The 19,278-nt window shown below is 58.7% G+C and carries 14 protein-coding genes; 6 read left to right on the top strand and 8 right to left on the bottom strand.

What is annotated here, in order from left to right:
- Positions 1–50: 50 nt before the first annotated feature.
- From ACA049_RS12035 to ACA049_RS12015, 5 genes are all read right to left on the bottom strand, one after another.
- The gene (locus tag ACA049_RS12035; protein ID WP_497335659.1) at positions 51–5,618 is read right to left on the bottom strand and encodes a DUF7379 domain-containing protein; all 5,568 of its coding nucleotides are present in this window, start codon (positions 5,616–5,618) and stop codon (positions 51–53) included.
- A gap of 273 nt (positions 5,619–5,891) precedes the next feature.
- Positions 5,892–7,175 carry an MFS transporter gene (locus tag ACA049_RS12030; RefSeq protein WP_497335657.1) on the bottom strand — a complete coding sequence of 428 codons (1,284 nt, stop codon included), beginning with the start codon at positions 7,173–7,175 and terminating at the stop codon, positions 5,892–5,894.
- 63 nt (positions 7,176–7,238) lie between these two features.
- Positions 7,239–8,117, bottom strand: a complete 879-nt coding sequence (locus ACA049_RS12025) for an alpha/beta fold hydrolase (protein ID WP_497335655.1) — start codon at positions 8,115–8,117, stop codon at positions 7,239–7,241.
- A gap of 41 nt (positions 8,118–8,158) precedes the next feature.
- On the bottom strand, positions 8,159–9,163 hold the full coding sequence (locus ACA049_RS12020) for a PdxA family dehydrogenase (RefSeq protein WP_497335653.1): 1,005 nt from the start codon (positions 9,161–9,163) through the stop codon (positions 8,159–8,161).
- A gap of 492 nt (positions 9,164–9,655) precedes the next feature.
- Positions 9,656–10,081, bottom strand: a complete 426-nt coding sequence (locus ACA049_RS12015; protein ID WP_497335651.1) for a DUF1801 domain-containing protein — start codon at positions 10,079–10,081, stop codon at positions 9,656–9,658.
- A 212-nt stretch (positions 10,082–10,293) separates the two neighbouring features.
- On the opposite strand from ACA049_RS12015, the gene ACA049_RS12010 reads away from it, so the two are divergent.
- Positions 10,294–12,747 (top strand): immunoglobulin-like domain-containing protein, encoded by a 2,454-nt coding sequence (locus tag ACA049_RS12010; protein ID WP_497335649.1) that lies wholly within the window; start codon positions 10,294–10,296, stop codon positions 12,745–12,747.
- A gap of 423 nt (positions 12,748–13,170) precedes the next feature.
- The gene (locus ACA049_RS12005; RefSeq protein WP_497335647.1) at positions 13,171–13,533 is read left to right on the top strand and encodes a DUF6124 family protein; all 363 of its coding nucleotides are present in this window, start codon (positions 13,171–13,173) and stop codon (positions 13,531–13,533) included.
- Positions 13,534–13,645: 112 nt separating this feature from the next.
- Here ACA049_RS12005 and ACA049_RS12000 read toward each other — a convergent pair whose 3' ends face one another.
- On the bottom strand, positions 13,646–14,581 hold the full coding sequence (locus tag ACA049_RS12000; protein ID WP_497335645.1) for a Ppx/GppA phosphatase family protein: 936 nt from the start codon (positions 14,579–14,581) through the stop codon (positions 13,646–13,648).
- Positions 14,582–14,781: 200 nt separating this feature from the next.
- Between ACA049_RS12000 and ppk2 the strand changes: the two genes are divergently transcribed.
- The 3 genes from ppk2 (at position 14,782) to ACA049_RS11985 (ending at position 16,643) form a co-directional block, all read left to right on the top strand.
- Positions 14,782–15,699 carry a polyphosphate kinase 2 gene (gene ppk2 / locus ACA049_RS11995; RefSeq protein WP_497335643.1) on the top strand — a complete coding sequence of 306 codons (918 nt, stop codon included), beginning with the start codon at positions 14,782–14,784 and terminating at the stop codon, positions 15,697–15,699.
- A 126-nt stretch (positions 15,700–15,825) separates the two neighbouring features.
- A complete protein-coding gene (locus ACA049_RS11990) occupies positions 15,826–16,278 on the top strand; it encodes a thiol-disulfide oxidoreductase DCC family protein (protein ID WP_497335641.1) in 453 nt (150 codons plus the stop codon).
- A gap of 47 nt (positions 16,279–16,325) precedes the next feature.
- Complete coding sequence (locus ACA049_RS11985; RefSeq protein WP_497336831.1) at positions 16,326–16,643, top strand: DoxX-like family protein; 318 nt, start codon at positions 16,326–16,328, stop codon at positions 16,641–16,643.
- Between the two features lie 69 nt (positions 16,644–16,712).
- Here the strand turns inward: ACA049_RS11985 and ACA049_RS11980 are convergent, their stop codons facing one another.
- Complete coding sequence (locus ACA049_RS11980; protein ID WP_497336829.1) at positions 16,713–17,312, bottom strand: HD domain-containing protein; 600 nt, start codon at positions 17,310–17,312, stop codon at positions 16,713–16,715.
- Between the two features lie 329 nt (positions 17,313–17,641).
- Here ACA049_RS11980 and ACA049_RS11975 point away from each other — a divergent pair, with 329 nt between their 5' ends.
- The gene (locus ACA049_RS11975; RefSeq protein WP_497335639.1) at positions 17,642–18,706 is read left to right on the top strand and encodes an alpha/beta fold hydrolase; all 1,065 of its coding nucleotides are present in this window, start codon (positions 17,642–17,644) and stop codon (positions 18,704–18,706) included.
- Positions 18,707–18,803: 97 nt separating this feature from the next.
- On the opposite strand, the gene ACA049_RS11970 is transcribed toward ACA049_RS11975, so the two are convergent.
- Entirely contained in the window at positions 18,804–19,262 is a 459-nt protein-coding gene (locus tag ACA049_RS11970) for a metallophosphoesterase family protein (protein WP_497335637.1), read from the bottom strand.
- Between the last annotated feature and the right edge of the window lie 16 nt (positions 19,263–19,278).

Raw genomic sequence — 19,278 nt, 5'->3', positions numbered from 1 at the left:
AGCATTTTTGACGATGGGCTTTCTGCTCAGGATTAATGCCTGTCGAGTTTCTACTGAGGGGGCGGCTGCAACCAATCCCTCAAGCGCTTGCGCAATGTTTCAACTGCCGCACTTTCGTTTTTCCTGGCCCGCCTGGCATAGCGGCTCAAAACGAATTCTGCCTGGCTTTGCACCTCACTCCACTTCAGAGGGGCCGGGATTCGGCTATGGAGATTGTCCAGCTCGCTGAGTAGCACTGGCAGGTTTTTCGCCAGCTTTTTGCTGACCAATGCTTCATAAAGATTGACCAGAATCAGCCCCGCTACACTTTCGAAGTCCGGGTTTGTCTTGACCAAAGGACTCAGTAGCGCTTTGAGACTGTCCAGCTCAAGCTGGATAGCCGCAGGATCACCGCTGAAAAGCCCTGCGGTAATTCGCTCCAGTGTCGAACGGTAGACGTGCTCTGCGTCGCGGATCCGAGCCCACGCTTCAGCCTCGGTGTAGTACGCCTTCATATGCTCCAGCGCTTTGCTTTCCGCGTCGGTATTGTTCGCCAGGAATTCAATCATCGCCAACCGTTTGTAAGCTGCTCCGCACAAGCTGGTGCGTCCCAGTGTGGGCTGCAATTTGCACACGCGGGTTAGCACTTCGATCGCATCTGCCGTTTCTTTGCGGGCGCGGCGCAGGGCTTGCTGCCCTTCCTCACCGTCGTTGTCGACAGCGCCCGCAACTTCCGCCCAAGCCTTGCGCGCTCGTAACTCACCCAATTGCTCGCTGGCCCTGAGGCTGGCACTTCCATCATTGGCACCAATGGCTCGCTCGAACCAGACAATAGCTTTGTCTATATCACCGGTCTCTGCCCATGCCTGCGCGAAGGCCTCGCCGACTTCGCCGATGTCGCTCCATTGTTGGCCGAAGCGGGCTTCCAGGGACTCAATCATGCCTTGTACGCGAGCGCGGTCGATTTTTTTATAACGACTGTCATCTATCGCCATCTCCAGCGCCACGATCAGAGCCTGTGCTGAACCAATGCTGTCCAGCCCCCGTTCACGGTTCGGCTCCGGTTGGTTGGCATCTTCATCACTAGCGACAAAGACCCAGTCGGGATCACCGTAACACTGGTAGGCAGCCCAGGTGTTGCCCGAGCCCGATTGCCGCCAAGCCGCTTCGCGGGCTGTTCCGACGGCGTCGATAAAGCGTCTCCCGGCCAACAGTTCTGTGTAAAAACTTGTCGCAAATACACTGGCGGGACCATCTTCAACAGCCCAACCGGCAGCGACCACACAGCGCACGCCAATGCTGATGAGTTCGTCGGCAACGGTAGCGGCGAAACGGGCGCGGTCATAACGCAGGTGTGACAGCTTTTGCAGGTCATCCGGGTTACCCGCTGCCAGATGGCAGCAGTTGATGAACACCAGTTGCGGCACCACTCGCATGCTCTGCATTTCCCGTGGACCCAGGAAGATGCCGTTGGACATCACCACCCCTCTGGGGTCGATTAGCCTGGGTTGCGGATCGCCGGCGTTTTTCGGTAGTTCTCCCTCAAACAATGGCGGCTCGCCGTGACCGGCGATATGCACGATACGCCAGTCCCGCTCGAGTAAAGCGCCCGTGACAGCCAAGGCGTTCACCTTGAGGCAAGGCTCGGTATCCTCGGCGATCAGCTCATGGACACGATCGTTGTCCAGGTTCTCCTTGAACAAGGCTGCGATGTTTCTGGCCTCGGCACGTGCCCCTGGCAACCTCGGGTAAATCGTCGTGTCGGTCGTTGGCTCGCCAATGATCAGCACATCTGCCTGGGGCGTAGCGTCGGTCACCTGCGCTCTGAAAGTTTCGGTTTGCAGCTTACGCAGCAGCTTCGCGCGAATGGCCCAAGGGACCGTTGAGTCATAGGTGCTGGGGTTGCGCTCACGCCGGGTATCGAGCAGTTCCCAGGGGATTCCCGCGGTGGAACTGTCCAGCTCGATCTGGATTTCCGTGGTACCACTCAGGTAGGCATCCATCTCGATGGGGATCAACAGTTTGAACAGAATCTGGCCAATAGTTGAGTTGGCGGATCGCTGGTTGGACGATGAGCTGATCAGCTCTCGCAGCAACGCCCCCTGGGTCGCCTGGGCACGGACCTCGGCGCGGGCGCGTTTGGTATCCAGGGTGTAGGCAATAAGGGGCAAGCCATTCTGGTCGTACTTGGTGATCGCCGATATGAAGTCGTAACTGGTACTGCGATAACCACCTTCCAATGGCCGGCGCAACCAACCGGTTCCACTCTGTATGACAGGAGCAACCACATATTCCTCGGGTCTGGAAACGCCCAACACTTGTACTGCGCGCCAGGCTTCGGTAGCACGATCCAGGTACAACTCGGTCAAGTGAAGGCGCCTGACAATCGGCCAGTTTTTTTGCTGCAAGCGTTGGTTGGCCTCCCGGACACCTTGAGCAATCAAGCCTGCCGCCTGGCCCGGTGACATTCCCGTACCACCGCTTCCTAGCAGCGCAGAAGCGATCTCGAATTGCACGGGGATTCCATGGTGTTGTTCCGCCAGTCGTTGTGCCCAGGCCATAACGCCTTGGCGAACAGTGTGCAACAGGTCAGTGGAACTCAGCTTACCTTCAGACCCCAGGCCTACGACGATGGCCGCTTCCGGACGAGGCAACTGCAAGGGGTTCTCGCCGTTGATGGCGATGTTCATGAATATCTGGTTTGAGCAGGGCTCCAGCGGGTAAAGACCCAGCTTCAGGGCATCGCCCAACAGCCCCCCGACCATCTCGTCAACCACTCGCTCGCTGCCCGTCAAGCCTGCGCTGGCATAGTGCCCGATGATCAATGGGTCACTGGTAAATTTCAGGTTGCAGTTGATGACGGTAATGCTCAGTGGCGGCAACTCGGGCTGCGCTCTGCTGGTGTCGGCACCAGAGGCGACATCGAACACCTGATGGACGCTCGTGGGCGGGGTCATGCTGCTTCCCCAAGCTGGCCGGCTGAGCACATAACGCGTCGGTTCGATGTTGTCCTGCAGCGCTCCCCGGCTGGTTCCGCTACGGGTGTTCAGCTCTTTCAATTGGCTGGTGGGCGTGCTGACGCGTGAACTTTCAAGCAACGACAGGAAGTCGTCGAATGCAAATTTCTGTTTGGGCAAGTCACCATGGGCGCAATCCAGAGTCCAGGTCCGGACACCCGGCAATAAGGCGCTGTGCAAAGGCACCCGCCCGTCACCACCGTCCTGGGCATCCTTGTAGTTGAAGCCTTTTTCAGCGTCGAGGGCGAACCCGTCCGGGGTAAACGTTGCATGCCCGACGACTAACAGCATCTTGTTGCGGTAAGGGATCAAATCCTGTTCATCGAGCCTCTTGCGCAAGCTCGTCGCTTTTTCCAGCGCTTGAGCGGTAGGCACGCCCCAGGCGTAATACTCTTTTTGAACACCGAGCCAGTGCCAGGTGCTGCGTGCCTCCAGCCAAATCCGGTCATTGTCAGCCAATGTCTGCCAGGTCTTGACGTCAGACAGGTTGTACAAAGGGTCGCCCAGACTCGCCTGCAGTTGAATGAAACCGGGAAACTCAGCCATCAGCTTGCGCGATTCGTTAGCTCGAAAGGGTGCGCCGGCAAAGGCCAGTCCATTACCGAAAGAATCGTCACCGGACAGTACTTGCATCGGTGCCCAGGAGCCGGCATTGGGGGTACCGAGCATCAGCAGTCGGGCGTCCGCATGATCCATCATCCGTTTCCAGATCAATGGGCGCTCAAGTAAAAATGTACGGGCGAGCAGCCCTCCCATCGAGTGCGCCAACAGGCGAACCGGTTGCCTGCTGGACTGTCGCGCATCAAGCGCAGTCTGCACGGCATCTGCCAAACGGACGGCCTCGTCTTCAAGCGGCAAACGCCAGTCGTAACCGAATTCGATCACTTCATGGCTGTCGCGAAGATACTCGACCAGGTTCTCGTAGACCATGTTCACCGGCCCGTCAGGACTCACCTCATCCGGGACACCCTCCCGATAGGCAAGCTTGTCCAGGCCATTGATCAACCAAGGACTGAGCCAGATTCTGCGGTCGCCCACTTTGAGGTTGCTGCCCAGGATTCCGGGTAAAAGAAACACCGCCGGCTTGTCGCTCATCGGTGTGTCGCTTGCGCGACCGCGATCACCCGTCTCCGATCGCCCGGCCCAGGACAATGGCCCGATGGTACGAAACCCTTGTGGATCATCGAGCAGCAGGCCATTGACAACGGCCTCGGCGGTATTGGGGTTGCTGAAATAAGAGAAGTGCGACACCGCGCTGCCACGACTGAGCAGAAAGGTCGAGGCCTGTTTGCGCGGTGGTCCGCCGTACATGGAACTGGTTTGCACCACCAGGTCGTTGTCCGTCCAGAAAAACGTATCGGAGAGCAGTGTTTTCAACCAGCTGATGACCGAGTCGCCCTCCATATCTCCGGCGATGACCCTCAACTGGCCTGAGGCAGCAGGGCCTTCGATTGTGTGCAGCCATTGCACCAGAGGACTCAGCGGCATCTGCGCCGCAAGGCCAGGAATGTCTTTGGGATCGGTGCGGTGTTTCGCAACGTCGGCGAGAAAGCCGATCATTTCCGGCAGCACCGGCAGCCCGGCCAGTTCCATCGCCCATTTGAACACCGACAGGTAAGCGTCCAGCCGATTGGAGGCTAGCAAAGTACCTCGTGCCGGGCAGGCAACCCTGACGAACCGCCCGACAGTGATGCGCTTTTCCTGGACGATCTTTTGCAGCTGACGCAAGTCGTCGCGCTGCCGTTGATAATCGTCACCGGGAGCCAGGTCGTTGAAGTCATCCAGCGATAGATCGGGATTGCCACAGACCTTCGCAAGCACCTCGCCCACCAGTCCGCCTCGGGAATGGGACAGCAAGTGCACGACCGCTTTGGGCGGCAATATGTTCGCCAGTTCCATGGCATTTTGGATGGGACTCGCACCCAGAGTGGGATGTTCAAGGGCATAAACGCCGCTGTAGTACTTGAACAGACTTGCAACTTTCGCCGGGTGTTGGGTCCACAATTCGCCGAAGCCGCTGTGGGTATTGGAGAACGTGCCGTGCAATAACACCAGCATCGGTTTGGTGTCGACGACGATGTCTTTCGTCTGCACAGGCCGAGTGCCTTTGAGTCGGTTCAACACTTTGGCATCGAGCCGATAAAGACCGGGATCAACCTGACTATCAACTTTTTTTACGATCAGGTCGGCCGCTATATCCGTGACCACATCGCTGCCAGCACCGGTAATGATCTGAAACAGGCTGACAAACACTTTGCCGATAATTCCACGGGTGGCCCCGCGAGTCGCAAGGGTTTGACTGTCCAGCCCCTCCCATTGCAGTTCGGCTGATACGGGAACACCGTTCGCCGCCCCGCGCCGAGCTGCTCCGCTTTGCGCGCTAAACAAGGCTCGGGCGGTTTCAGGATGAAGCAACAGCACCGGGCCATTTGCGATATGGACGGCAACAATGTCTGTACCGGGCTCTGCCGTCACTGACACTTCGCCAATGGCACCCCGTTGCACCGCAACCTGCACTGAATGTTTAACAGTGCCTTGCGTAAGACCGGCGGGTAGTGCGAGTGGTGCTCCGATGGAGCGAGTGAGTTGCTCTTGCCCAGGAATAACAAAGGTAATGGCCATCTTCACAGGTCCTTTTGAATGCAGCTTCGCTGTACTCCACGTTAGATGACCAATACATTCTGTTTATATTTTTTTATTAAGTTGTTTAGAGCAAAACAGCAAAGTCAGGACCGCTCGTTTAACTGGCGCGACGAGACTGTTAATCAAACGATACAACGTTAACTTCTTATACGTAATGAAATGAAAACACGGCGGAGCGCGGGTTTGCATTCAGCCGATTGCCGTCCTGGGTGAGCGGCGGCAATCAGTCCAGCGTGCGTGAAATGTGGAGGGTTAACTTTGGGTCACCGCCGCCTGCGAATGCACCGATGAAACAGGCGCTGGAGCAGGCTCCTCGTCCAGCGTGATAAACATCGCCAGCACCGGCCCCATCAACACCACGGCGATGGAAGCGCCGAACGCCACCGCCCAGTTGTTCCCCGTGATGTCCAGCAACCAACCGATCACCACCGGTGAAACGGCACCGGCCAACGCCATGCCTGTAAAGGTGCAGGCGCTGGAGGTCGCGGAGTGTTCGTGGGACACCTCGGTGCCGATGACCCACAGCGGCGAGTCGGCCAGTTCCGAGCAGAAGAACGAGAAGCTCAGGCCGCAGGCGCAGATCATCAGGTCGTGGGTGAACATCAGCGGAATCAAGCCAATGATCGAGGCGAGGAAGCCGAAGATGATCAGGTCGCGACGTGAGCGCAGACGGTTGCCGGTGACCTTGAAACGCCAGTCCGAGAGCATGCCGCCGACCGCGGTGCCGACGGTCCCGCCGAGCAGCACGAAGGTCGAAAACAACGCGGTGTGGGTCAGGTCCATGCCGTAGCGCTGGGTGAAGAACGACGGAATCCAGTTCAGGAAGAACCACAGCACCCAACCGTGACAGAAACAGGTGGCAGCGGCCGGCCAGACTTTGCGCAGCATCTGCGGCCAGTTCACCGGTTTGGCCGCTACGGGCGGCAGCGCTACAGCGGCAGTGGCTTCGACCAGTTTCTTCGATTCGCTCAGGCTGAAATACATGATGAACATGTAGATCAACGTCACCACGCCGAGGATGACGAAGGTCAGGCGCCACGAGAACTGGATAATCATGAACGTCACGATCAACGGCGCCAGTGCGTTGGCCAGGCGTCCCGACGCATGCATCATGCCCTGAGCCGTGCCGCGCTGGGTGATGGGGATGGCGCGGGCGATCATGCGCGCGGCGGTCGGGTAGATCGGCGCTTCGCCGATACCGACCACGAAGCGTGCGATCACCAGCACCACCAGACCACTGACCAGCCCCGTGGCAATGGTCGCCACCGACCAGATAATGCCGTACAGCAACATCGCCTTGCGCGAGCCGATACGGTCGCTGAACCAGCCGCCGGGAATCATGAAACAGCTGTAGGCGATGGCGAAGGCGGAAAACATCATGCCCAGGTTGGTGTTGCTGAAACCCAGCTCCTTGCTGATCGTCGGAGCGGCGACGGCCAGGTTGGTGCGGTCCACATACATGATGAAAGCCATGATGCACAGCAACACGAACGTCAGCGTTGCCCTGCGTTTTTGCGCAAGCGTAGTCGGAATCATTTTTTCCACCTTTTTTTATAGTTCTAGTGGGCAGGCGGTCATCCCGGACCGCCTGTCATTGCGTTACTTGAAGAAGCCGTGCAACACCTCGTAGGTCTCGTCCGGGCATTCTTCCTGCAGGTAGTGACCCGAAGGCACAGTGGCGGTCTGCACGATGTTGGTGGCGTAGCGACTCCAGATTTCTGCGGCGTTATGGTTTCGGCCAACGCCGCCCTTTTCGCCCCAGAGAATCAGCGCCGGGTTGTCGATCCGGCGGCCCGCGTCGAAGTCGGCAGTGTCCATGTCCAGGTCGATGCCGAAGGTCGCGCGATAGTCTTCGCACATGGCGTGGGTGGTGGCCGGGTTCTTGATGCAGCGGATGTAGTCGGCCAGCGCTTCGGGCCCGAAGAAGCTGGTGCCTTGGTCCGTCTTCGACAGCTTGCGGCGGATGAAGAACTCCGGATCGGCGTCCATCATGCGCTCCGGGGTCGGTGCGTCCTGAGTCATGAAAAACCAGTGCCAGGAAAATTTTCCCCACTGGCGCGTCACGTTGTTCAACAAATAATGCTGCGGCAGCATGTCGACGAAACCGGCCTTGAGCACCTTGTCGCCGTGGTCCAGGCACATTCGGTGCAGCACCCGCGCGCCGCGGTCGTGACCGGCGGCATAGAACTGCTCGAACCCCAGCGATTGCATGACTTCAACCTGGTCCTGGGCCATGGCGCGGAAGGAATAATCCGAATGATCGCCGCCGCCCTCAGGCTTGGAGCTGTCGCCGTAACCGCGCAAGTCAGTGCAGACCACGGTGAAATCCCTGGCCAGGCGCGGAGCAATCTTGTGCCAGGACAGGTGATTGAACGGGTTGCCGTGCATCAACAACAAGGGCGGGCCTTCGCCACCGACGACAGTGACAATCTCGGCGCCGCTGGTTTTGGTGACGGTCTTGGTGAAATTCTCGAACATGGTGTCAGCCTCGATTCTTTTCTCAATCACTTGGCGGGTGCTTAGCGTTTGGCTTTGCGTGCAGCGGCGTTGTCGGCGGCGACACGGAACGCGGCCGACATGGCGCCAACGTCAGCGATGCCTTTGCCGACGATGTCGTACGCCACGCCGTGCGCCGGGGTTGCGTAAACGGTCTTGAGGCCACCGGTCAGGGTCACGCCGGATGAGAAGCCCAGCAGTTTGGTCGCGATCTGGCCCTGGTCGTGATACATGATCACCACCGCATCGAAATCGCCGTTACGCGCCTTGATAAACACCGTGTCCGACGGGAACGGCCCTTCGCAGGCCAGGCCTTTGAGGCGCAAGGCTTCGAGCGTCGGGCGGATGATCGTGATCTCTTCATCACCGAACAGACCGTTCTCGCCGCCATGGGGATTGAGTGCCGCGACGCCGATGCGCGGCGCGTTGTTGCCCAGTGCACGCAAGGTGTCGTGGGCCAGTTGCAGCGCACCCTCGATGCGGTCCGGTTGCACCATGTCGACGGCTTTGCGCAACGCCACATGGGAGGTCACGCGGAAGGTCGAAAACTGCGGGATGATGTTCACTTCGCCGAAGTAACCGACATGCTCGGTCCAGGCGGCAAACATCTGGTGTTCGTCGTGGTACTTCCAGCCACCGCGATGCAGGCCGGCCTTGTTGAGCGGCGCGAAGCAGATGCCGTCGAGTTCACCGGCCAGGGCCATGTCGGTCATGATCTTCAGGGTTTCACCGGTCAGACGACCCGACTCCGCGTTGACCAGCCCACGCTCATACAGCGCAGGGTCCACGTTGTGTAAATCGATCAAGGGCACGGCCGCCTGAGAATGGTCGGCCTCGCGCAGGTGCACAATCTTCTGGTAAGGAATGCGCTGACCGGCGTCACGCATGCCGAGCTCGAGCACACGCTCGTCACCAATGATCACCACATCCGCCCGCTCACGTGCCTCAGGCGTCGACAACAGCTTGACGACCAACTCGGGGCCAATGCCGGTGACATCGCCCAGCATAAGTCCAATCAGGGGTTTCATCAGTTTCTCTCCAGTCCGGGCAAGGTGGGTCTTTTATTGTTATGGGCAGCGCCGATGGCGGAACGCAGGCCAACAGTCCGGTGCAACCACTGAGGCCCATCCTAGGCCGACGGGCTGGGGCTTCAAGGTGCGAAACGTGGGGTGGGGGTTCACAGAATGTGGTTTGAGCGGGGCGCTTGGCTGGGACGGTGCTAAGCACAAACCAGGACTGCCGAGAAATGGCGACGAATTTATCTCAGGGTCATAAATAACCCTGTCTGTGACGCGACCTGTAGCAGCTGGCGAAGCCTGCGTTCGGCTGCGAAGCAGTCGTAAATCCTGAGCACGCGGTTTTCCTGATACACCGCGTCGCCTGATTTCACGGCTGCTTCGCAGCCGAACGCAGGCTTCGCCAGCTGCTACAAAAATTGCGTCAAGCTAATCTGTGATGATGTAAATCCACCAAAGCAAAACAAGGTTGCAAGGAGAAGAACAACCCCACCTCCTTTGCTCTCATTTCGCCGTCTTGCCACGCGACGTCGTTAGCGAGGTGTTGAGCGCGACGGCCGCAACGATCAACGCCTTCAACGCTGTCTCATCAATCTCCTCCCCCTCATGAACATCAATCGCCCGTCGGGTATTGCCTTCAAGACTGGCATTGAAAAGCCCTGAAGGATCCTCCAGCGATGCCCCCTTGGCGAAGGTCATCTTCACGGCATTCTTGTACGTCTCCCCGGTGCAGATGATGCCCGCATGCGACCACACCGGAATCCGCCACTTCCATTCTTCGACCACGTCAGGATCAGCCTCCCGGATCAGCGCCCGGACCTTGGCCAGCGTTTCGCCCCGCCAATCGTTCAGCTCCTTGATTCTCGCGTCTATCAGCGAAGAGGCCTCTTCACCCTCTCCTTCCTTCGCGCCGTTCGTTTCCTTCTTCATCGAGTTGCCGCTCCTTCAGGATGGTTTTCGCCCGATTCAGGATAGTTGCCGTTTGCCCGTCGTTTAGTGCCGCTGACTGACGGTTTGCGTCCAGGCGATCAGTGCCATGTATGACGACCACTCGTCGCCACTGTCAGATCTGACAGTAGCCGCCTCTGCCGTTCCGCTATCTGATAGCTCCAGTCCACTGCCATTGTGACGGAGCCTCAGCCATGACTACCCCCGAATCCCCCGACAACGCCGTCCTCGCGCTAGACCCGCCCCAGTTGTTGCTTGCAACCCGACCGGTCGTAGGCGCGCACGTCGGACTCTCCCTGGCAAGTTATGACCTGATCCCCGATGGCGAGGGGGCGACGGTCGAGGTGGATCCGCCGTTGGTAGGCACGGTCGAGCCGGGTGACGTCATTTGGCTCTGGCTGTCGGGGGACGCCACGTTCCTGAGCAGTGCATTCATTACCGATGTGAACGCCAAAACGCGCCTGCGCATCCCCAAAGGCCGCCTTCATCCTGACCGGATCAACGAGCTGTTTTACACCATCACCCGCAACAGTTCGAACATCGGAACATCCGAGCCCAATCTGACCCTGCTCTACAACAAAATCCGTCCCGGTCTGAAAGACCGGTTCCCCGAGATCGACGGCCATTCCGAGCTGGCGCTGCTGTTGCCCGACGCGATCAAGAATGGCGTCGGCCCTGACTTTGTCAGCGCCCAGGTGTGCGTGTCCTACCCGTATTGCCGGGCCTACGACACGATCACCTTGAAGTGCAACGGCGAAATCATGACGTACAAGGTCGGCGCTGATGAAGCGCCTCAGCCGCCAAACCCAGGCTCGGCGGAGCCGATCACCGTGTGCTTTACCGTGATTCGCGACTACCTGGAACGCGCGGCAAGGTCGGATGGCACGCTCGATTTTTCCTGCACCGTCACCGACCAACTCGGCAATACCCCGGACACGGATGCGGTGTGGTCGGCGACGCAAAGGGTGGACGAGGATCTGGCTGGCCTCCTGTTGCCAGCCGCGTTGCTGCGGGAGCAACTGAACGACCCCGGCGATGACTTGAACTTCATCGATCTGAAAAAACTGGGCAAGAACCCGTTGAAGCTGATCATCCTGACGGCCGATTCGCGTTTCCAGGTGGGGTACACCGTCAACGCCGTCTATACCGCCACCTTGACCGGGCAAACCGATGTGGTTGTGCGCGTGTCGGGAACGGTCGAGGCCGATGAGTTCGGGCAGAAAAAGACTCTTGTGCTGGAGGTGCCGAACGACAAGGTCCTGGCCGGGTACACGGTGGCGGTGAAGTATGAATTGTTTGATGGCGCCACTTTGGTTGGCGGCTCGAAAACGGCGATGGCGTTGGTGGTGGGTGAAAACACGATTGAGATCGATGCACCGACGCTAGTGCCTCCAGCCATCAACCCCATCGATGCATTGAATTACCCACAAGGTGTCAGCGTGCGCGTCGACTTCGCGGCGGCGCAGCCCGGTGATAAGGCGCAACTGGTGTTGGAAAATCCATTACCGGGCTCGCCGGTTTTTCCGGTGTCGCCGCTCGCTCCGACCTTCGCCATCTTCACTCTGGATGCGGCGTTTTTGGGGCTATGGCACGGTAAGGTAGCGCAGTTGCGTTGGGACCTGATTCGGGGTGGGGAGGTGATTGCCGAGTCGTTGCCGTTGGTGTTGACGGTAAATCGGATTGCGCATGAGGATCCGCGGCTGTCGATGCCGGTCATTCTCAATTATGCCGAGCAAAATCTGGAAGTTACCAAGCTGCTCGAAACCGACAAACTGAGCATTGCGCGGTGGCTGTTGCAGACGAAGGATATGCCTGTCTGGTTGAGTTTTGAAGGGACTTTGGCCAATGGTCAGCCGGACTCCCATATTATCTGGAAGGGGGATGTCCACCGGTTTGATCCGTCGGATGTGGTGATACCGCTGACAGCGGCGCTGATCAGTTGGTTGAAAAGCCTCAAGGATGAGAGCGATGTCACGATCGCCTTTGCGGTGAACTTCGGCAAGGTGGTCGATGCGGCGACAGTGGTGAGTTTTCCGCAGCGGGTGTACACGGTTTGGATCACCCCCGAAATCATCGTGGACACCTCACCGGTAACTATCAGTGGCGAGAATATATCTATCGCAGGAACAACCCTACCATGGGTCTTCACTGGTAATGATCCGGAAGGTACTTTCGAGCAGCGTGCAGCGACCGGCGGCGCGCCTCCTATCACCTTCACATCCTCCAATGAACGCATAGCCTCAGTAGACCCGCGGTGGGGAGTGATACGAAGTGAGGGAAATGGAACAGCAATTATCACCGTCTCAGATAACGCGGGCAAAAAAAAATACATCCACGTCACCTGCGCCAATGTCATCAATTACATATACATGGAAGCGAAAGCTAACTGGGACGCCTATCAAACATGGCGCACACAACAATCAGCAAGCCACCCCGTGACGGATGACGGCAGAGTTGTCCACCTGACGGTACTCCAGACCAAATATACAAACCTGGGTGCGTTCGATTCGTGGGGGGGCGACAAAAGTTTGAATAATTCGGCGCACCTTTTAACCTATTATTCCCATACCGGTTGGCAGGGCAGCGGCAGCACGGGCACAGAGCCCGCAAGCCGCCGTAGCGGAGTCGCATGGAGAATAATTTCTTAAATTAGCTACCTTCAGTTAAGGGGACAGATCAATTTACACGACGTAGCCTTCATAACTGATCTGAAATGGGACATTAAACGGAGATGTTTAATCGACATCTCCAGACACTCTCTCAGGCTACACATCCTTGCGCCGTTACCTACGACTGCGCCAGAATCCGCCGGCTTGTGCGCCTTGGGCCTGGGTTTTATCGTTACTCCGTCGCTGAAGAACAGCGATCGGGTTTGGTAGCCCGGTTATCCGGCGCATAGCGCACCTAATGACAGGCGATTTTTATTGTCCTCTGTTTATATGGTGGCCATGCGTAGGGCGCCTTTGGGCGCGCCGGGTTGCCAGATAACCGGTCTACCAACCTCCGTATGGCCGCCACCCCGTTTGGTAGCGAGGGTGATGGCTCCACTTTCAATATCTGGAGTTTCATCTATGTTCAAACCAACGCCAAACCCACCCGAAACGGACGACGTTTCCCCCTACGAATCCATCGATTCCAAAAAACTCAACGAGGCCGCCGAACGCGCCCTCGACTTTCACTTCCCGTCGAACGCTGACATCAAAGCCACCCCTCGAACGCGCAGTACCCTGTTTTCCGTAGACCCCGACGCCACGGCCGAAACACTGGGGGTCTACCTGGTCGAGACGCTGGCCTCGGTCGACGTGATGGTGCACCAGTTGGTGGATCACCTGGAGGGCGAGTCGCGCTACGCCCTGCTGGGTATTTCCAACAGCATCATGATGGCGGAGATCACCGCAAACCGGGTGCTGGATAAAATTGATCTACCCAAGTAAGTGCCACTCGCTGTGGTGAATGCGTAACTGACGATGAGCTGTGCAGCGATCCCTTTTGGGGTCACTCACGGCTCCGAGGGGCCAACGATGTCGAAACCCTTGCCCCGAGCTGTCAGTGCCTGGCCATCAACCCATGAAGCACCCCGAGCCTCAAACCCGCCTCGGAAGGTGTCATCTGCGAGATACCAAACACTTTGAACGCAGCCAGCATGACCACCAGCCCGCCCGGCAGGCTGCTCAGGCGATGGGTTTGCAAGCCCGCCAATCCGAGCTGATTGACATGCCCCGCTTCAAGCAGGCGCAACGACAAGCGCAGCAAGCCGCCGTAGGTGATTCCGCTTTGGCCATCGTCATTCAAGCCGTTGGCCTTGAGGACTTTGGCGAGCATCCGCGCGGTGCCTGAAGAGCCGATGGACTGCTGCCAACCCAGCGCCCGGTAACGGCGGGCGACCTTTTCAAACTGCACGGTAGCCACACGCTCGGCTTCCAGCAGGGCCTGAGCCGTAATGCACCCGCCCTGAAAGTACCGCGTGCCAAAGGTGCCGCTGCCAATGGCAATGCTTTCGGTCAATAGCGGTTGGGTGCCCTGCCCCAGAATCAACTCGGTGGAGCCACCACCAATGTCCACCACCAGTCGCATGCTCGCGGCACTCGGTATTGTGTGTGCAACACCGGCATACACCAGCCGGGCTTCTTCATGCCCGGAGATCACGTCAATCCGGAAACCCAGGTGGCGCTCGGCACTGGTCAAAAACAGCTGGGCATTGTCAGCTTCGCGCACCGCGCTGGTCGCCACGGCCCGTACCCGCCCGGCCTCGAAGCCGCGCAGTTTTTTACCGAATCGCGCAAGCGCCTGCCACCCCCGATCCAGCGCCAGCTCATCCAGCGCGCCGCCCTGGAATCCTTCCGACAAACGGACCGGCTCGCGCAGGGTTTTGACTTCCTGAATCACGATCTGCTGGTTGCGTCTGACCGACTGGCCAATCATCAGGCGAAACGCATTGGAGCCAAGGTCAATGGCCGCAAACAGAGGGGCATCTCCTTTCATGGTGGCGATTCCTGGCAAATTCATCAGCCCTTGGGCGCGGGTTGCGCTGGGTATTCAAGACGGTTTGTGATGATCCTGCCATGCCTTAGGTGACACCAGGATGACAGCTCGCTTTATTGACCCAGCGCCTTCATCGTCACTTCTTCGTCATGTCCCCCGGCCTAGCATGGCCACTTCCACCGTCGTCCGGAGTCCCCGCCATGCTTTTAACCAATGACACCCTGGTGCAACGCATCCATCGCGAGCTGCTCGATCACAGTGACGAAGAGCTGGAACTGGAATTACTCGAGGACGGACACGACCTCCACTCGCTGTTCGAGGAGCACGTCGGCGACAACAGCGAAAAGGAAGAACGACGCCGCTACTTCAGCGAACTGTTTCGTCTGCAAGGCGAACTGGTGAAGTTGCAGAGTTGGGTGGTCAAGACCGGGCACAAGGTGGTGATTCTGTTCGAAGGACGCGATGCTGCAGGGAAAGGTGGAGTGATCAAGCGCATCACCCAGCGGCTCAATCCTCGGGTCTGCCGGGTCGCCGCCCTGCCCGCGCCCAACGACCGCGAGCGCACGCAGTGGTATTTCCAGCGCTACGTGTCGCACCTGCCGGCGGCCGGTGAAATCGTCCTGTTCGACCGTAGCTGGTACAACCGCGCGGGTGTCGAGCAGGTCATGGGGTTTTGCAACGCCGACCAATATGAAGAGTTCTTCCGCACCGTGCCGGAGTTCGAACGGATGCTCGCACGCTCCGGCATTCAGCTGATCAAATACTGGTTCTCCATCTCCGACCAGGAACAGCACCTGCGCTTTCTCAGCCGTATTCACGACCCGCTCAAACAATGGAAACTCAGCCCCATGGACCTCGAGTCCCGTCGACGCTGGGAAGCCTACACCAAGGCCAAGGAAATCATGCTCGAACGCACCCACATCGCCGAGGCGCCATGGTGGGTGGTGCAGGCCGACGACAAGAAAAAGGCCCGGCTCAACTGCATCAATCACCTGCTCAAACAGATGCCTTATGAAGAGGTGGAACAGGCGGTGATCCAGTTACCGGAACGCGAGCGCCAGGAAGACTATTCGCGCAACCCGACACCGCCGGAAATCATCGTGCCTCAGGTTTATTGAGGCCGGTCAGACTGCGCTGCGAACGCATCGTGCAGCGGCCGTCTCGATAGAGGCTGCCGCTTCCGGTAAAGACTTTCGCCCCGGCACGCGGGTATGATCCGGGACACCTCCCATGGACCCCTTTCTATGCCAGCGTCCACCATTCGCCCCTCCCCCGCGCCCTTGCTCCAGCCAGGCGAGACCGTGGTCTTGTTCGATGGCGTGTGCAAGCTATGTAGCGGTTGGGCCAGGTTCCTGATCCGTCACGACCACGACCGACACGTGCGGTTGGCCGCAGTGCAATCGCCCGAGGGGCAGGCGCTGCTGGCGTGGGCAGGTTTGCCGCTGGATCAATTCGATACCATGGCCGTGATCCGCGACCGGCACTACTGGGTGCGTTCGGATGCCGTCTTTGAAGTCATTGCGCAGTTGCCTCGCGTCTGGCGTCCATTGGGACTGTTGCGTGCCTGCCCACGCAGGCTGCGCGATTGGGCCTACGATCGCATTGCGCTGAATCGATATCGGCTCTTTGGAAAATACGACACGTGCCTGTTGCCCCATCCCGACCATGAACGTCGATTCTTGAAAACGCCCACGTGAGCGTCTTGAAACGCACCCACTGGATCGCCCGAGGAAGCCTGACGTTCATGTTTGCCTACCACGGTCTGGTGCCCAAGTTGCTGTGGCTGAGCCCCGGCGAGCGGACCATGATTCAAGCCCATGGCATCGATCAGGTGGCGTTGTTTGCTTATGCCGCCGGCGTTGCGGAAATTGCCTTGGCCTTATGGCTATTGCTCGCGTCACGCGTTGCCTGGCCGCTGATTGTTGCCTCGACGGCACTGGCTGCTCTGCTATTCGATGTCGCGATTTTCAACCCGTCCATGCTCAGGGATGCCTTCAATCCCGTCACCCTCAATGTGGCCGGACTGGCGCTGTGCGCGGTGACCTGGAACACCAGGGGTTGAGCCATTGTGTGAACCGATCCGCGCGAAGGGCATCGCCCGGCCAAAGAATCTTCGGCGCTGAGTGGAAACTTATCGCTCCCAACGGGAGTTCAAGATGACGCTGCAAAGATTTACGCGCTGGAAACCCGGATCCTTGCAGGCGAGGAAATCATCGTTAAAGGTTCCGAATGTGCTGTGAGGACGATGCTGCAGGCCGTGATAAAACGCGTCGATCATCTGATGGGCAAAATCGGCATCGCGAGGATAGGCGGCGATTACCGCTTCGCGTTGCGCGTCTGTGAATAGCTCAAAACCACGCCCCGCAACGTCCATCCCCGCGCCGGCCTGCACCAGGGCGATTTCTGCATGCATGTGCTCTGGGATGCCCGGTGTCGTATGGAGCGCGACGGCGTTCCAGACTTTCTCGATGTCCCGTTCGGCGATGTGATGGCCGCGCAAAAAGTCGCGTGCGGCATTCGCGCTGTCCACTTCGAAGCGAAGCTGGCTTTTGTGATAGATCGAGGTCAGGCCGAGGTCGTGGAACATGGCGGCGACGTAGAGTAGCTCCGGATCAAAGGCCAGGCCCTTGCGTTCCCCGAGCAAAGCGCCCCAACAGTAGACGCGTGTGGAGTGGGAAAACAGCAAGTCGCTTTCGGTATCGCGAATGAGCTGCGTCACCTCGCGGGCCATTTTGCTGTCGGGGATTTTCACGCTGAGAATGTCGTTCGTCGCCACGGTTTTATCCTCTGTCACCAATCGGCCCATTGATCTTGAAAAGTGTACGCGCCCCTCCGGTCGCAACCCTGCGCCAATGTCGCGAATTTTCAATGCACCAATCGCAGCTTTTTTTGCGGCGCTGCTGTGTATCTCAGTGTGTCTGGCTATCATCCTGATACATCAGTTTTCACCCGGCCCGGGACTCGACACAGGCCAGATACGTCACCGCGTTGAAATGCAACCAAGGTTTCAAGGGGCTCAGCCAGAACCCCTGGCCAACGGCTTGCAACGGAGACATCACCATGAAGATGGCACTGCAGAACAAAAACGGTAAAACCCACCGCCGTCTGGTCGGCTCGTCAGTCCTGGCGTTCGCCCTGTTCGGCGCGCTCGGTGTGGCTCACGCACAAACGGCCGCTGCCGCGCAGCCGGTTGAAACCAAGGCAGACGCCACTTATACGACACCCTCCCCGTTCGGCCCGCTGAAGCACATCAAGGCCGGACTGCTGAACGTGGCCTACGCCGAAACCGGCCCGGCCGACGGTCCGGTGGTGATTCTCCTGCACGGCTGGCCGTACGACATTCACAGCTATGACGACGTCGCCCCGTTGCTTGCGGCGAAGGGTTATCGCGTCTTGATGCCGTATGCCCGTGGTTACGGCGATACGCATTTTCTGTCCGATAAAACCCTTCGCAATGGCCAACCGGCTGCTCTGGCCAGTGACGTCATCGATTTCATGGATGCGCTGAAGATCAAGCAAGCGGTGCTCGGCGGTTATGACTGGGGCGCGCGTTCCGCTGGCATCGTCTCGGCGCTGTGGCCAGAACGGGTCAAGGCGCTGGTCTCGGTCAGCGGCTATCTGATCGGCAATCAGGCCGCCGGCAAAAATCCGCTGCCACCCAAGGCTGAATTGCAGTGGTGGTATCAGTTTTACTTCGCCACCGACCGCGGTCGTGCCGGGTACGAGAAAAACACCCATGACTTTGCCAAGCTGATCTGGCAACTGGCCTCGCCAAAATGGGCGTTCGACGACGCCACGTTCGACCGCAGCGCCAAGGCGCTGGAGAACCCGGACCATGTCGAAATCACCGTCTTCAACTACCGCTGGCGTCTGGGCATGGTCCAGGGCGAGCCGCAGTACGAGGCGCTCGAACAGAAACTGGCCACCGCGCCATCCATCAGCGTGCCGACCATTACCATGGAAGGCGATGCCAACGGTGCACCGCACCCTGCCCCCGAGGATTACGCCAAGCGCTTCACCGGCAAATACGAGTTCCGGCTGATCAACGGCGGCATCGGCCACAACCTGCCGCAGGAAGATCCGCAGGCGTTCGCCAAGGCAGTGATTGACGCGGATCACCTGTGAGGCCGATCTGAACCAGCACCTTCATAACGACGGCCCGTTTTATTAAACGGGCCGTTTTTTTTCGAAAGTTTTCGCCGGTGACTCTCTTACTTTTAAATCATTCCAGCAGCGAGACCAGCCGCGGCTCTATGGAAGTCTCGAGCACCTCCAGCAGCGCCAGTGTCACCGGCAGTTTGAAGCGCCGCCGCCCCGCGCTGCCGGGATTGAGGTAAAGCCGTTCACCGCGCCACTCTATGCGTGGCTTGTGCGAATGACCGGTGATCACCAGCTTGATGGCTGAGTCGAGTTCGACCGGGACATCGGCAATGTCATGCACCAGCAGCGTCTCCCATCCGTCGAGATCGAAACGAAGAAGATCGGGGATACTTTCTGCCCACGGAGCGTCCAGGTCATTGTTCCCGCGGACGACGTACAGCGGCGCGATAGCCTTTAGTTGATCGAGAATGTCGGCGTTGCCGATGTCACCCGCGTGAATTATCCGTTCGCATCCCGTTAGGGCAGCAAGGGCTTCGGCGCGGAGCAGGCCGTGGGTATCGGAAATCACGCCAACTTTCATGTTCGGCTCCGCAGCA

Source organism: Pseudomonas sp. LBUM1662 (assembly GCF_059695915.1).
This window is presented reverse-complemented; position numbering and strand designations above follow the sequence as displayed.